At 36.6% G+C, this 15,586-nt stretch carries 16 protein-coding genes and 1 pseudogene; 1 reads left to right on the top strand and 16 read right to left on the bottom strand.

Features of this window, described 5'->3' with window-relative positions; translation table 11 throughout:
- Positions 1 to 237: 237 nt before the first annotated feature.
- From GMJ66_RS08260 to GMJ66_RS08270, 3 genes are read right to left on the bottom strand one after another with little or no spacing between them, the layout of a single operon-like run.
- Positions 238 to 1,029, bottom strand: coding sequence for an ABC transporter permease (locus GMJ66_RS08260; RefSeq protein ID WP_156289848.1), 792 nt, complete (start codon positions 1,027 to 1,029; stop codon positions 238 to 240).
- A 6-nt stretch (positions 1,030 to 1,035) separates the two neighbouring features.
- Positions 1,036 to 1,806 (bottom strand): ABC transporter ATP-binding protein, encoded by a 771-nt coding sequence (locus GMJ66_RS08265; RefSeq protein ID WP_156289849.1) that lies wholly within the window; start codon positions 1,804 to 1,806, stop codon positions 1,036 to 1,038.
- 8 nt (positions 1,807 to 1,814) lie between these two features.
- Positions 1,815 to 2,879: an ABC transporter substrate-binding protein gene (locus GMJ66_RS08270; RefSeq protein ID WP_156289850.1), complete on the bottom strand. Its 1,065-nt coding sequence runs from the start codon at positions 2,877 to 2,879 to the stop codon at positions 1,815 to 1,817.
- 449 nt (positions 2,880 to 3,328) lie between these two features.
- Here GMJ66_RS08270 and GMJ66_RS08275 point away from each other — a divergent pair, with 449 nt between their 5' ends.
- The gene (locus GMJ66_RS08275; RefSeq protein WP_156289851.1) at positions 3,329 to 4,279 is read left to right on the top strand and encodes a zinc-binding dehydrogenase; all 951 of its coding nucleotides are present in this window, start codon (positions 3,329 to 3,331) and stop codon (positions 4,277 to 4,279) included.
- Between the two features lie 289 nt (positions 4,280 to 4,568).
- On the opposite strand, the pseudogene GMJ66_RS08280 reads toward GMJ66_RS08275, so the two are convergent.
- The 13 genes and pseudogenes from GMJ66_RS08280 to GMJ66_RS08335 all read right to left on the bottom strand — a co-directional run.
- Positions 4,569 to 4,694 (bottom strand): annotated as a pseudogene (locus GMJ66_RS08280) (winged helix-turn-helix transcriptional regulator); the annotation flags it as partial.
- 25 nt (positions 4,695 to 4,719) lie between these two features.
- Positions 4,720 to 5,601 (bottom strand): DMT family transporter, encoded by an 882-nt coding sequence (locus tag GMJ66_RS08285; protein ID WP_156289852.1) that lies wholly within the window; start codon positions 5,599 to 5,601, stop codon positions 4,720 to 4,722.
- Positions 5,602 to 5,818: 217 nt separating this feature from the next.
- Positions 5,819 to 6,328 carry a YfiT family bacillithiol transferase gene (locus GMJ66_RS08290; protein WP_156289853.1) on the bottom strand — a complete coding sequence of 170 codons (510 nt, stop codon included), beginning with the start codon at positions 6,326 to 6,328 and terminating at the stop codon, positions 5,819 to 5,821.
- 462 nt (positions 6,329 to 6,790) lie between these two features.
- Complete coding sequence (locus GMJ66_RS08295; RefSeq protein WP_156289854.1) at positions 6,791 to 7,438, bottom strand: alpha/beta hydrolase; 648 nt, start codon at positions 7,436 to 7,438, stop codon at positions 6,791 to 6,793.
- A gap of 307 nt (positions 7,439 to 7,745) precedes the next feature.
- Positions 7,746 to 8,162 carry a hypothetical protein gene (locus GMJ66_RS20645; RefSeq protein ID WP_231514876.1) on the bottom strand — a complete coding sequence of 139 codons (417 nt, stop codon included), beginning with the start codon at positions 8,160 to 8,162 and terminating at the stop codon, positions 7,746 to 7,748.
- A gap of 233 nt (positions 8,163 to 8,395) precedes the next feature.
- Entirely contained in the window at positions 8,396 to 8,785 is a 390-nt protein-coding gene (locus GMJ66_RS20650; RefSeq protein WP_231514877.1) for a hypothetical protein, read from the bottom strand.
- A gap of 1 nt (position 8,786) precedes the next feature.
- Entirely contained in the window at positions 8,787 to 10,049 is a 1,263-nt protein-coding gene (dnaB, locus tag GMJ66_RS08305) for a replicative DNA helicase (protein WP_156289855.1), read from the bottom strand.
- Complete coding sequence (locus tag GMJ66_RS08310) at positions 10,039 to 10,368, bottom strand: hypothetical protein (protein WP_156289856.1); 330 nt, start codon at positions 10,366 to 10,368, stop codon at positions 10,039 to 10,041. Before GMJ66_RS08310 ends, dnaB begins: the two co-directional genes overlap by 11 nt.
- Positions 10,365 to 11,219 (bottom strand): DnaD domain-containing protein, encoded by an 855-nt coding sequence (locus GMJ66_RS08315; protein WP_156289857.1) that lies wholly within the window; start codon positions 11,217 to 11,219, stop codon positions 10,365 to 10,367. The genes GMJ66_RS08310 and GMJ66_RS08315 overlap by 4 nt, the downstream gene beginning before the upstream one ends.
- Positions 11,220 to 11,291: 72 nt before the next feature.
- The gene (locus GMJ66_RS08320; protein WP_156289858.1) at positions 11,292 to 11,471 is read right to left on the bottom strand and encodes a helix-turn-helix domain-containing protein; all 180 of its coding nucleotides are present in this window, start codon (positions 11,469 to 11,471) and stop codon (positions 11,292 to 11,294) included.
- A 476-nt stretch (positions 11,472 to 11,947) separates the two neighbouring features.
- Positions 11,948 to 13,624 (bottom strand): ATP-binding protein, encoded by a 1,677-nt coding sequence (locus GMJ66_RS08325; protein ID WP_156289859.1) that lies wholly within the window; start codon positions 13,622 to 13,624, stop codon positions 11,948 to 11,950.
- A gap of 1 nt (position 13,625) precedes the next feature.
- A complete protein-coding gene (locus GMJ66_RS08330) occupies positions 13,626 to 14,837 on the bottom strand; it encodes a DUF4297 family anti-phage-associated protein (protein ID WP_156289860.1) in 1,212 nt (403 codons plus the stop codon).
- Between the two features lie 354 nt (positions 14,838 to 15,191).
- A complete protein-coding gene (locus tag GMJ66_RS08335; RefSeq protein WP_156289861.1) occupies positions 15,192 to 15,572 on the bottom strand; it encodes a hypothetical protein in 381 nt (126 codons plus the stop codon).
- Positions 15,573 to 15,586: the final 14 nt, after the last annotated feature.

The raw sequence follows: 15,586 nt of genomic DNA on the forward strand, positions 1-15,586 counted from the left end.
TAAGCTTTATATGAAAAATCTTTATTGCTTAAGATTTTTCCCTTGTAAGGAGTCGGGCTTAGACCAATAGGGGCTAGTACCTTGGTCCACTACTAAGATGAGCAGAAAAAAGGTATCAGTCCCCCACTCATCTTTCACTTTAGTGAAGTGGGGGACTGACACCAAAATCGAGGACCAGACAGGTACCTTAAAGTTAAGGATTAGACCAAAAGTTTCTATCCCAGATGCCTCTTCATTCTATTTCCATGGTATAAGCTTCGTTTCCAGCCACTTTAGACCTCTATTAAACGTTAATCCTAGAAGAGACAAGATTAAAACCCCTACCATAAGTTTTGATGTAATCATTAAGTTACCGTAATGAAGTACCATGGAACCGATACCTTGTTGAGCAGCAATCATTTCTGCTGATACAAGTAAAAGTAATGATGTTCCAGCAGCAAGCTTGAGGCCAGCAAATATCATAGGGAGTGATCCAGGTAAAATTACTTTACGAATAACATTCACTCGGTTGGACCCAAACGTTACTGCAGCTTTAACCAACATGGGATCAACATTTTTCACACCAGAAAATGTATTAATGACAACTGGAAAAAATACACCTAATGCAATAATTGTTACCTTTGATAATTCGCCGATACCTAGCCATAGAATAAATAATGGCAATAGGGCAATTTTCGGGATTGGGTAAATAGAATAAACAATCGGCGTTCCGATGGCATCTGCCAACTTAAAGAAGCCAAGAATCAGACCAATTAGAATACCGAAAGCTGCCCCAATGGCATATCCAATGACGATTCGATAGAGACTTGCAGTAAGATTGCCATATATTTCACCACTTATAAGCATTTCCCATCCCGTTATAATGATACTGGACGGAGAAGGAAGAAATAACGGAGAAACAATACCCAATCTAGATATCAATTCCCATAGCAAAAGAAGTCCCGCTATACCTAAAAAGGAAGCATAGAATGGTACCTTTTTATCAAGAAAAGCAACACGATTCGTAATGACTTGTTTATGTTTTTCCATTCATGCTCACTCCTTTAATGCCTCTTGTGCATCATGACGAATTAGTTGCCAAATTTCATCTGCATATTGATTGGATTTTTCACGATATTTATCTTCATTTCTGCCAGTCTTGGGCAAATCAATGTTAATAATACGTTTAATTTGGCCAGGATGTCTGGATAATACAATAACCCGGTCTGCTAAATAAACTGCCTCTTGAATGTTATGGGTTACATAAAGCGTGCTTAATTTTGTACGATTCCAAATGGTCAATAACTCCTCCTGCATGAGGGTCCTGGTTTGTGCATCTAAAGCTGAAAAGGGCTCGTCCATCAATAATAAATCCGGTTCAACAGCAAGTGCCCTGGCAATTCCAGCCCTCTGCTTCATGCCACCCGATAATTGTTTTGGAAAAGCATCCTTAAATTCACTTAAACCAACCATATCAATATAATAATTTCCTATTTCTTTTTGCTCTTTTTTCCCTATTCCTCTTTCTTCGAGACCGTAAATTACATTCTCGTAAACGGTACGCCATGGTAACAAAGCAATTTCTTGAAAAACGATCCCTAAATTAGGAGTCTTTTTCTCAATTCCTTCAAAGTAAACACTACCACTAGTTGGAGACATTAAACCGCCTACAATGTTCAACAGCGTTGATTTCCCGCATCCACTCGGCCCTACCAGCACAACAAATTCTTCTTCCTTAATAGAAAAATTTATATTCTCTAACGCCGTTACTTCATTCTTTTTAGAATCAGTAAACTTCTTTCCCACATTCTCAATGACGATATTCATCGTTGTCACTACTCCAATTCATTCAGTACATTCTCAAATAATTCTGTATTTACAATTTCCCCGGCATCAAAGGATGATTCTATTAATTCTTCTTTTGCATACCAATCGATTTGTGTTTGAATGTCTGATGCAAGTAACTCTCCATTACGGTCCATATATGGCAAGCCCTGTTCAATAATAGCCGGTTCCTGATCGGTATATTCTGCAATAATATTTATAACCTCATCATAATTATCCCCTGGTACAAGTTCCCCATCTTCTTTTGTAAGAACAGCATCATAATAATATTGGGTTGCTCTCACATATGCTTTTAGTAGTTTTGTAGCCGTTTCTGTATCCTCTGCAAAAGACTTAGAGAAAAATACTCCTGAAACCTGATAATCAATGACGTCACCTACTTGCGTGACCACCTTGCCATATCCATCTTCTAGAACTCTTGTAATATTAGGTTCATTTAACAGTACCGCATCAACCTGTTTACTTTCCAATGTTTCCATTAGACCCGGGATACTGTTGACTGGTACTAATTCAACATCATCCGTAGTTAACCCATTCTCTTCTAGTAATCTACCAGCCATGTAATGGAAGGTTGATCCTGTTTGGGTAATCCCAATCTTTTTCCCTTTTAATTCTTCCATACTTTCTACATCCGAATCACTATGTACCAATAAAGCAGTGGATGAATAACCTTCCTGTTCTCTACCTTTGTCAGCAACAATAAGTAATTCTTCACCACCCGCAACCATATTATATAGACTTGCTGTAATGCCTGTTGCTCCAACATCAACGTCTCCACCAGCCGTTGCTACTGATATTGGTTGTGCCGCCTCAAACCAGCTCACCTGGGCATCAATTCCTTCTTCTTCAAAGAAACCCTTTTCAAGTGCAATAAAAAATGGAGCTGAACTTGTCAATTTCAACATCCCAATTTCAACTGGTACTAGTTCTGTTTGATCTGCTTCAGAGTTAGCATTTGTATCTGAAGAATCAACAGTTGATTCTTGTCCACAGGCTACTAGCATAAGTGTTACAAATAATATTGATATTAGTGTAAGAACTTTCCTTTTCCTCATTTTTATTCCTCCTATTTGTCAAAAATTTATTATAGTAAAGCTTTTTTGGCAGGTTAAAAATTAGAATAGCATAAGTTAAGGAATAATTCTATATATCTTCTGAAAAATGTTAATTTTGCTGTTAACCGATAATTCTAGATAGTGGTACTTTTTGTTTAGAATGCAAATAGTGGGCTTTAAAGAGAATAAAAAGCATTATTACGTTGGGAAGTGGATGCTTACTTTAAATAATGTTTAACGAAAAAATAGGTATTACGCCTAGAAATAGTAATTAAAAAGGAACGATGAGGTCTCTTTTATTTTTGCTCTTAAGGTGGTACAGTTCTACATAACATGAATAGGTTAAAGATTGATTAATCTATTATTTTCTAATCTGTATAAACTGATAAATTGCTAGCAATCTCAAACTAGAATATAATATAAGAGTAAAATAAAAAGGGGGATTAGAAATGAAAGGTTGGGAATTTACTACAACAAATGAACCATTGAAACTGGTAGAAAAACCAGACCCTAAAGCTACAGAAGGCCGTGTATTAATTGAAGTGAAGGCGGCTGGACTATGTCACTCAGATGTTGGTGCATTACGTGATGAAAAATGGTTGAACATTATTGAGCATACACCAATTATTATGGGCCATGAAGTTGCTGGTGTAATTAAAGAAGTTGGCCCAGGTGTTACCGATTATAAGGTCGGCGATCGAGTAGGTGTTTGTCCTGTAAGTAAAATTGGATTAGGCCCTGGTTATGGCTATGATGGTGGTTACGCAGATCTAGTATCTGCCCCTGCCGTTGACTTAGTTCCTATGCCAGAAGGAATTACTTTCGCACAGGCTGCAGCTGGTACAGATGCTGGAATGACTTCTTATCATGCTATGTTTCAAACTGGTGGTGCAAAACCAGGTATGAAGGTTGGTGTCATTGGTATTGGAGGTCTTGGGCAAATTGCAGCACGCGCTGCGGTCGTAAAAGGTATTGAAGTATATGCAGTGGACGTTAGCCCCAAAGCACGTGAACTTGCAAAAGAACTTGGTGTTAAAGAGGTTTTTGAAGATGTTAAAGAATTGGCAGATATCGCACCCGACTTAATCGTTGACTATGCTGGATTTGGTACGACTACTGCGGGAGCTATTGACGTAATTGCTCCAGGCGGAACAGTTGTCCTTGTTGGCATGGGTAAATTAGAATCAACAATTAACACCGATCCTCTTATTCTAAAGGCCGCAACATTAAAAGGTAGTGTTGGTGGCGATGTCAATGATATTGCAGAAGTTTACAAGCTAATGGCTTCTGGTGATATTGACCCTACCATCTCTGAAATAACATTTGATGAAATTTGGGAAGGCCTTCTAAAATTAGAACGTCATGAAGTAGCAGGAAGACTTGTTGCGATAATGAATTAATTAAATAACTTTAATACAGATTTTCTGTCTTTAACGCCTAAAGAACTCCCCTAGAACAGCGATATTATCTTGTTTAAGGGAGTCTTTTATTTTTTTGTTTGTATATATGCATTTGATATATTATCCTTTTGTCCATATATTGGAATATCCTCAAGAGTCAGTGCTTTAAAAATCTACAACCTTTACACCACCAGGTTAGAGAACCACAGAGACAGGCACCTCAGTCCACTGCTAAGATAAGTTTACCGGGCCGATGAACCTGTCCCTCTGGCTCTTTTTTCCTCTGGCTCTACTTATTAACTAAGTCATCTGTTTCCTTTTCCAATACATTCTCTATATAATCTTTGCCCCATTCATACATGGCATCTAAAATCGGTAAAAGTTTTTCTCCTTGCTCAGTAAGCGAGTATTCAAGTGGTCTCTGCCTGTCCCGGTGGTCCTCAAAATCGGCTATTTAGCTTTTTGCGCTGATACGTAGATAGTACTACTCCACCTACGATAAATAATGCCCCGATAATTTCTGCTCCCGTTATTGGTTTGTATAGCAATATCACTCCCATTATCATTGCCACAAAAGGTTCTAAATTAGATAATATTGCAGCCTTGGAAGCATCCACATGTCTAATGTTGTTATTCCAAACCAATGTTGCGATACCGTGTACAACAACGGCAGTACCAATCAAAAATAACCAATCCGACGCCTTAGAACTTATTTGTAAGGGAGTATCTAGTAAAAAAGCAAAAGGAATCGACACCGTTAATCCTACCACATTTGAATATAACGTAATGGTAAGTGGATCTATTCTATTAGAAAGAAGCCTCGTCATGATAATCATAATGGCGAATGTAATCATCGTTATAACAATCCATAATAGACCTTTATCGATATGTAAAGAAGATAAATCCCCTTTTGCTACAACAAAATAAATACCTATGATTGCCACAATAGACCCAATTAACATACGAATGGTTAATTTTTCTTTTAAAAAAATGGCAGCTAATACGCTAGTTAAAATAGGGGTAGTTGCCAAAATTAATGCAGATGTTGTTGGATCGGCTGTTTGTAATCCTGCAAAAAAAGACCACTGATTTATGAAAACACCAATAACCCCCAGAAAAAAAATTGCGAGTAAATCGGATTTATTAACTCGTTTAAGGTGTCTCTTGAATGAGGATAATCCAATTAAAAATAGTACAATAAACAAAAGTCTAAGCATCGTTAACAGAGCTGGGGAGAAATCTTGGACTAACATCTTTCCAAATACAAAATTGCTTCCCCACACCATTACACAAAATGTTAGCCAAGCATATGCTTTCAACATATGTATCACCCTTCCTACACCCAAATGCTAACTTTCCTATTTTATACCTACTAGGATTTTTCGTATACCTTTTTGTTTGGATGTAGGAACTCACTAAAATATAGTGAAGCATGGGGGACTAACCCTTGGAAAAGTGAAAAGGGTCAGTCCCTCACTTCGCTAAAGTGTTAGTGAAATGGAGGAACTGACTCTTGTTTTCAATTCTTAATATATGATGCTATTTTGATAATGCGATTTTTATATGAGCTAAGTGGTGTTCTTCATGCCAAGCTAATTTTGCAACCTTTGTTTCAACTGTTATTTTACCGTTTGTCTGATGAACAAAATCTCGATTTAATTGCTCTTCCGTTAAACTTTGACCCAAAGATACGATACGCTCATTTATACCTTCCAACATTTTTATAGAACATTCTACAGGGAGCTTGGTATCCGGTTGAATAGCCCACTTTTCTTCATCAAAAGCTGGGACTGTTGGACTCTCATCTGTTAAAGCCAGCTTCAAACGTTGATACATGTTCAACTGAGAGTCAGCAATATGATGAACTAGCCCGCGAACTGTCCAGCTACCGTCACGATACGTTTTACTTAATTCCTCATCACTTAATGAGTCTACCGTTTCTCTTAATCGAGTCGTGTAAGTTTCGATTTGCATTAACCATTCTTGAATATTTCCAAATGTTACCTTTTCGGGTACTTGTAATTTTCCAATTGGGTACCTTACATCCATTTTCATTCCCCTTTCCCTATTCTTTATTTTCATTATATTTTGTTATTAATGTTTAATATACCTAATCGCCCTATTTCTTGCAAACCCTTATTTTAAATCTAAGCACAGTATTGACGGGAAGATTAAAGAAACGTGGCTCTATCATTCTCATCCTCGGTTATATAATTAAGATTAAATGCTTTCACGTTTAGAACGCTTAGAACAGAACTTGTCGAGTGGCACCCGTCAGCATAAGTGAAATCATTCACAAATTAAGTGTCCCATTTACCAAGCTGATCTGAACTTAACATCTTCCCTTTTATCTTTAGAAAATTAGGGAGAGACCCGAGAATTTTTACATGTGTTTTTTTCCATAAATACAAAAAACACCTTAAACTATAATTAAGGTGTTTTATCATTTACTAATTATTATAACTGGGCAATTTCTAGTTAAGCCCTTTCTCTATATCAACTTTACAGGATTTATTTGTTTAATAGTTGCTGATCTAACCATGCTCGGAAGTCATGGTAATTTTCCAGCGAAATTGTATGCCCCTCTGGATAAGCATGATAGCTAACAGTTGCACCTAATCGGTTGAAATAATCCCGATTCGCTTCACCCCATGCGAGCGGAAACACCGGATCCTTTTGACCATGGGAAATAAATACATGTAGATCGCATACATCCTTTTTGGAATACTCTTCTACGACAAATGCTGGAATGTAACCGCTAAAGACTATTATCCCCTTAATCTTACTACCCATCGTTAAACCAAGAGTCATGGATAGAATAGCCCCCTGGCTAAAGCCTCCAAGGAATACCTTATCTTGGTCAATTGCATATGTGCTTAAAGCATTGTCAATAAATGCTTCCAGATTCTGAACTGTTTCATCATATACAGAACGATGAGGTTTTCCAAATCCCTCAATCGTGAAGTAAGCAAATCCAGGTGGCTGTGTAATGGAACCGCGAATGCCAAATATGTAAGCATCCTTCTCTAGCCCACTTACCAGCGACATAATATCCTTTTCATTGCTGCCCATTCCATGCATGAGGAATATGGCAGGATAGAGTTTTCCTGTTTCTTCTGTTTCTGGTTTACGCATTTCGTATATATAAGATGTTTCCATGCTATTCATCCTTTTATGTTTTTGTTTGATGTAAATAAACAGTTTGTTTTAGTCTAGCACGTTTTTCTTTGCTTTTTCTACTTTAAATGGAGGATAACCGCAATTTGATTGATTCAAAGTCCTGATTTAACTTATTATGAGGCTCTTCACAGCACCTTAATAACCTTCACAATTTTACACTCCATTGACTTAAGTCAATGACCATCCAAAATTTTCTCTTAATGTCCCTATTTTTGTCCCTATTTACCCCTTGGCACTTTAAATATAAAGGATTGAATTCCCAATTTTGTCCCTTTTTGTCCCTATTTTAAGGAGCATAGATATATTTTGTTCCAGCGCCTCTTCCTACAACCTTTACATCATCAAGTTCTAATTCTTTTATCAAACGTTGTACTTGCTTGCGGTTCATACCAGTTAATTGCCTTATTTCCTTGTTAGTCAAACTTCGATCTATTTTAAGTATAGACAATATACGAATTTTCACTGCTTCCTTGTCTAAACTCTGCTGCCTTTCATATTGCATGTCACCTTTTAACAATTCATAAGCACTACGTGAAAGTGTAAAGTATCTCCCTTTACCACGACCAACTGATTCTAATAAGTTAAATTCATTTTTCATCTTACTTAGCAATTCACGTGCTTGCTCCATACTTCTTTGCGTAACTTCAGCAGCTATTGCAGTATCAATTTCTTCATGCCTTATTAGGTATTGCAATATAAGCAAGTGGTCAACGTCAACGTGATTGTTTTCCTGCGTCATATGGTTAATTAAATTTTAAAAGTCCTTATTTAAAGGTGAAGATATAAAAGTGAGTTCAATGTTGCTACCAACTTCTCTATAAATCGGTGGTTCTTTTCCTTCAATTAACAATGAGCGAAATATCCTTAATACCTCTAAATTTGAACGGTTTACCAACTTTAATCTGTCTAACAACTCCATTAAATGATTATTCCTTGCTACTGGTGGATGATAAAGATATTCTGAGGTGTAATCCCGCCGATAAACTCTCCAGGATTGGTAAGTATTAACTTATCCTTATATTGCTTCAACATAATAGTTCCATTCATCCGGTAATCTCGATGACCAAATGCATTAAATAAAAATTCTCTTAAAGCGATAGTAGGATAAGTGCTAAACTCTGGATGTACAAGTCCCGATTCTACTGTTACCATTGGATTATCAACCGCAATGTATCGCTCTAATTCATATAGTGCTACTGGTATAGCATGTGTTCCGTCATCCCTATGGGAATAATCTGTGGACCAACAGGGACAGGCACCTTGGTCCAACGCTAAGATAAGCCTTTTTGGACGGGAAACCTGTCCCTCTGGATCCAACTCATCCAACCTACCCCACCTCTCCAAACCATCCATATTCCTTCTCAAACACCAACTCCACCGTTCCAGTCGGCCCATTTCGGTGTTTGGAAATAATGACTTCCATGTGATTACCCTTCTCTGTATTCCGATCATAGTAATCCTCACGATAGAGAAAGAAAATAACATCTGCATCCTGTTCAATATTGCCCGACTCGCGTAAGTCAGACATGAGTGGGCGTTTATCTTGACGCGACTCGACATTCCGGGATAGTTGGGAGATTAGTAGAATGGGTATATTTAACTCAATCGCCAACAGCTTCAGCTCACGAGTGATTTCCCCGACCTCGAGATCCCTTCGTTCGCGCTGCTTTGCTGGCGTAATTAACTGCAGGTAGTCAATGATTACAAGGTGATTCCTCCCTGGATCATCGTGGAGCTTTTTCCGGATAGCGGAGCGTATTTCAAATAGTGTTCGCTTCTTGTCATAGACATCGAGATCCCAATTGGATATCACACCAATCGCCCGGACTGCCCGTTCATAATCTTCCTCAGAAAACGATGCTGTCCCCCACTTCCGACCATTGATAGCACCTTCCGCAGATAACAATCGCTGCAATAATTGTTTCGTCCCCATCTCTAAACTGAAAATCGATGTCGATCCACCTTGCTTAGAGTGCCCTGCAGCCAAGTTCAGTGCAAATGCTGTCTTGCCAACGGATGGCCTCGCTGCGACAATCAATAGATCGCCACGCTGCAAGCCACCGGTCATATTATCAAGCTGCTCATACGACGTGAGGCATCCTTGCTGTACTCGGTCTGGATGGAACATATCATCGGCAATTTCCATCAGGTAATCATAGACAGCTTTTTCCTGGGTAACTGCCCCTGTCTCTTGAAAGGTCTTCAGTTGCTCAATCAGCATGTTTAGTTCCTCATCAGACGGATTTCGCAAATACTGCATCACACCCTCCCGTGATTTTCGTAGTCGGTATGCTTCGAAAATAAGCCGCTCATGATGCTTGATAGCTGCCGTACTCGCCACGGTTTCCGTCATTGCCAGCAAATAGGAGGTGTTTCCAACCTGTTCGATTGCATCTCCAAGCCTCGTAGTTACAACAACCATGTCGATGAACTCCCCTTGATCCGATGCGCGTTTCATTGCCCGATAAATCGCTTTATGCCGAGGATCATGGAAGTGCTCCTCCTGCACTCCCAGATCCTTAAAAAACGTTCCATCAAGCAGCACGGAACCAAGCACCGCCACTTCAGCCTCATAATTGTCAATCGACATGGCGACATCCCTCCACCAATTTAGTTAATGCCTCCTGAAAACGGCGCTTCGTCTCTTCAGGGACCTTTGCCGCCTCCTCCTGCCAAGCACGCAGCTCCTCTAAATGCCCATTCGGCTCCACTGGATATGCCGCTATTTCCGTAAGCGTTGGAGCGTATTGGTGACTAATAACGTGGGCATTCAAGTTGCTTATCACACCTTCATAATCCATCTTTAGCAGCTGCGGTATGAATACTCTTATCTTCCTTTCCCCGAGCTTAACACTTGGGTAAAATTCCTGAATCGCATCTAGTACATCAAACGCCTCTTCCTTTGTCATGACAACATCTCCTCTTTTAATTTATGAAGCACAGATTTGTTTTCTGACTGGACTTTTTTCCAGAATGGGACCGACCATTTCCGCTCCTGCATCGACTCTTTTTCTTTTACAAAACTCCGTACTTGATCCAAATCGCTCAGCCCAGCACGGGACCATTCGTTTAAAATTCTCTCGATGTATTTTAAGGTTCTTCCTCCATGCATAACAGCAACCTGCATTGCTTCTAACACAAGTCGTGCATCACTCGCATCACACCAGCTAGCAATGACCTTACGAGAAGCCGGTCTTAAGGCTGAAAAGTTTTGATTGTAAAATGTAAAAGGATCTGGTGACGCCTCTCCTCTTCTTCTCTTTTGTTTTTGTTTAAGTATGGTCCGGGATTCGTCCGGTAATTGGTCAAAGGATGGGTCCGGTAATTGTTCCGTTGAGCTTTTTGTTAAGGTGTCCACGGATTCGTAATGCAACTTGTCCGGGTATTGGTAGGAATCCTCAGATGCCCCCGTACGTTCACCGCCTTCCTTCTGCCGACCCGATATGTCCACTTCCTTCACATTTCCCTGATTCCACGATTGGTCGAGTACTACCATTTCATACACTGGTGACCTCCCCTTTGCCCCAGGCTCATAATGAATGAGCCCATACTTTACGAGTACTGCCCGTGCCTCGGATAAGCGCTGTTTTGATAAACCACCATACTGCCTTACTAAAGCATTGGAAGCATTGAATCGATGCTTCCACCCAGCCATATTGTTAATCATCATTAAGGTGTGCCACAACAAAATCGCCGCTGATGGTATGTCATGGAACTCCAAGTATTCCTTAAATGCATTTAACTGTTTGATATAGTTCATTCTAAATCACCTCTCTCTTCCTATTCTGGCTTACCCACCCTTTTGGCCACCCTCTTAAAGGGTAGCCTTAGTTCAATTTGATTGTTTTTCCTGATTTTCCATCCAAGCGTCAATCGTATCTTTTGAAAATAAAATCCTTCTACGAATTCGAAAATGTGGAATCTCGTTTAAACGTGCCATTTTGTACACCGTATCCAGATGTACCCCAAGATAAGCCGCCATTTCCTTCACCGTCATCGTTTTTCTCTCCATAAAAAAAACACCTCCTTTTGTTCTTTCATTACTACAATCGAAATGAAAGGGTAAAAAGGGGGGATTTGGGTTGAATTATTTTTTATTATGTTAAATGTGGTGGTTATATCACTTGTGCACCGGCTTTTTGGAATTATTTTAACGTCAATCAAAGAACCAGAGAGCAAATAAAGCTTGCATTTTCGCTCAAGGCTGCATTTGGTTTAAGTAATTAATAGCTAAGCTAGATACTTTGCGATACTTTTTCTTTTAGAATTGTAAAGTGGATCTAACCCTTTAAATATTTTACTAAAGCACACATGGTACATTTCATATCTCATCCATTCCTTTTAAAGATAACTTCATCTCTTTGTTTTATAATTTAATGGGGTTCACCGTGATTATTTAAGAGGCAAAAAGGCATTGGTAAAATTATAGCAATGCCTTTTCACTTATTCATAAGCCCGAAAAAATGTTTTATATAACTTCTAAATCATTTATTGCTTGTACCATTCAGTTTTAATATCAGGTAAATTTAAGTTTTTCCATTCCTCTTTCCATAAATCTAAATACGGAATATCATTAGAAGATGGCGGTGTTGTACATTTATCTATTTGAACTATTGATGGTAAAACAACAGCATCTCCTAGTAATAGTGCTTCTCCTGCTTTAAAAGTAGGCATTCTATCAGTAATATTGCCTAAAGTATCAGGTAATAATCTCTTAACATATAACTGATCGTTTGGGTTTGTTAAGCGCATTGCAATAAAATTATTACACTGGGAGAAAATAGTCTCTGATATTTCAGATGGTCTTTGACTTGATAAAAGTAGTGATACTCCATATTTCCTTCCTTCTTTTGCAATTCTTTCAATAGCCTCTTTTGAAGCACGATATTTTAATAGATCACTTTTAGGAACATATTTATGTGCCTCTTCATAAACCATTAGGATTGGTATGTCATTATTGATTTTCTCTTCTGGATTTTGGGAATATCTCATTCTTTTGTAATAATAACCATATTCAAATATTATTCTTGATATTAATGAAACGGTTATACTTAGAACTTCAAATGGGACACCACTCAGATCAATTACAGTAATATTGGATTTTTGGGTTTGTTTATAGCCTAATAATTGCTCAATTGTTTCTTCAAAAGTAATTTGTTTCGATTTATCCCCCAATAGAAATTTCAACCTACTGTCATAAACCTTATTTTCAAGACGGTTAACAAAATTTGTTAACTTACCATATAAGCTACCCTGCACCGTTTTCTTTTGTCCCTTTTTATCACCTGATTTATATACTTCCCCAGTGTCAATTACTTCGGAGTTTTTCTTTGTAATAAATTCAAGGACTTTATTGATATCAAAAAAATACGGAGAATCAAAATGAATCCTAAAGTTTTCTTTTTCATGACCTGAAAAATTTTCTCTTCTATTATTTACAACTGCTTCTTTAAAAATATATTTTTGATTATGGTCATTGGCTTCTGTATCTATAAACAGCTCGGTGAGTTCGTCACTTTTTAGTAGCCAATAAGGTAATACCAGATTATTAATATCTAGTAAATTTGCTTTTGGAAAAGCAGAACTATACTCTGAATGAATATCAAAAATTATTATATGAGAATTATTTAAATCAAAGTCACCTATCTTTTCATTAACTGCTTTTTGTAAAATTGTAGAAACAGTGTGTGATTTACCAGAACCAGTTGACCCTACTATTGCTATATGCTTATTAAAAAATCTATTACCATTTACCGGTACCTTGATATTTCCATTTGAAGATAATGAGGAAAAAGTAAATTTTTCTGTATCGTTGATTGAATGCTCATATATACTTACTATTTCATCTTCTTTGGCTATTTCTACTTTTTTCGGAGGTATTGCAATTGAATCTCCTCCTCTAATAAACTCGTTATCAATAATCATTCCTAGTGGATTTGCTTCAATTATGTAGTCTTTCTTTCCATCATCTCTAACCTCAATTGAAAAGTTCTCTATTATTGCAATAAGAATTGCATTTTCATTATCTAGAATACGCAAATAAGAACCTACCTTTAATGATTCCTCTGCAATTCTAAAATCTTCCAAGTTGTCGACAGATATTTTCACTTTATTAGGGTAAACCGATATTACCTCTGCATTAATCTTTTCGCCTTGTAAATTCAAATTAAATGACCTCCCTTATATCAGTTAACTCTTCTATTTGAATATTTATTTGCTTAATATTTTCAAATTTCCTTTTTATCAATGGATTAGAAATATAAAACTGATAAATTTCTTTTGTCTTACTAATCAGCTTTAATGTAAGTTCCATTTGTGGGTAGTTACTCAATACCTTTAATCTAACATCATTATAGTAATTTGCTTCCATAATTAATGAGCTAGGATTAAATTCTGCACCTTGAAAATCATACCCATCTTTAAATTTAAACCCTTCATTATATAAATCATTCTTTAATTTTATTAGTTCCTGATTTTCCATATTATACAAACAAACATAAGGACAAAAAGGCCTAGATTCCCTTTTAGACAATTTAGAATACTTTTTAGAAATAATCATCAATAATTCTTTTAAATCTACTCTATCGTAATTTTCATCAGGGACTTGTATTACAAAGAACCTTTCAAAAGGTGAAGAGTTTAAAGTTGAAAATAAATGTTGCCTTAATTCTTTTAAATATCTTTTTTTTCCCTTATATCTTATAAACAACATGTTAAATAATATTTTTTGGTTATTTATTAGTTTTAGAAACTTCTTTTTTGTTATTGTTCTATTTTCAATATCTTCTTCAATTGATAGATTCCTTAGTACATCTAATGCGCTATTATAATAATAGTGTTCCGCTTCAAAACGGGAGCAATTAAACTGATTTTCTAATAATTTTAAAACACTATCTAATTGTGAATCATAATCAACCGCATTAATGTTGATATGCAATAAAGATAAAAAATCATGTAAATCAGCTTCACTAAATCCTAGAATTTCATGATGTTTATATTTAACCTTTTCTTTGGTGTACGTAAGAAAAGTTTCTTTAAGAAAGGTTACAGTAATAGGATTGACTAATTTCTCATGTCCAGACTTGTAATAACCGTATAAATGATAATTAACTTTTTTGTTTTTTCCTTTTTTAACACTTTTAAAGTGTGTTAACATCATACGAATCGGTTTTCCAATTACTGAATGATTGTACTCTGTTTTAGAATAATATTTACATTGAACTGCTGTCTCTTCCGTAGCTGATTTAATATCAATATCTTCTATCCCTTCAACTACAACTGTATCATTTTCATTTTCTAACTCTAATAATCTTTTTATAGAATAATCAAATTGATAGAAATATCCCCTTATTGTATCTATTGCTGATCTGTTCGCCATTGTTACCTCCAAAGAATATAAAAAAATAGAAGAACTCTTCCCAACTAGGATACTCTTCTGCCTTTTTTGATAGTAATTAGATTCGATTTTAAATAATCGTTTTTTCTAATTTTATAATACAACAAGTGGTGTTATTTTCCAATATTCTACAATGTTTTTATATCTCCCTAATCAAAAACTTTCTCAACAAATAATAGTTAGAATCGTGGGAACGGTTCCTTTGCTCATCAATTAATCAACCAGTACTTGAGTGTGAAAACATACAGACAGTTACCGTCGTTATTTTAGAGGGAAAAAATTGAGGCATTGGTTAATGTGACCAAGGAGTTGGGGTCCGACCCATAAATCCAAAGATTATTCATCATTCGATTCTTTATAGCCAAAAAGAATATAACCTATATTGTTCCTTTTATCTTTTGAGCTTAATTTCCTTTTCCACCATGAGTATATTATCTTTGGATTTTCAATATCCTCTTTCATTGCTTCGATTAAATCAAGATAAATTTCCCTTCCCTCATCAACCTCAAAATCTATCCCCCTTTTCTCGCAAATTGAGAGTTTTTCTATAACTTCACTTGAACCATATAATATGACTAAATTTTTCATATAAAAGTAATTTCTATTAATCTCACCCTTATCGTTAGCCAATAATTTCTGATAATGTGACTTATTAAAATCAAGAAGGGAATTTACAAAGTCTGCATAATACTGCCCCTTTTTATCCGCGATTTTCATTAGAACTTCTTTAT

The organism is Oceanobacillus salinisoli (genome assembly GCF_009733865.1).
Classification (GTDB): domain Bacteria; phylum Bacillota; class Bacilli; order Bacillales; family Amphibacillaceae; genus Oceanobacillus; species Oceanobacillus salinisoli.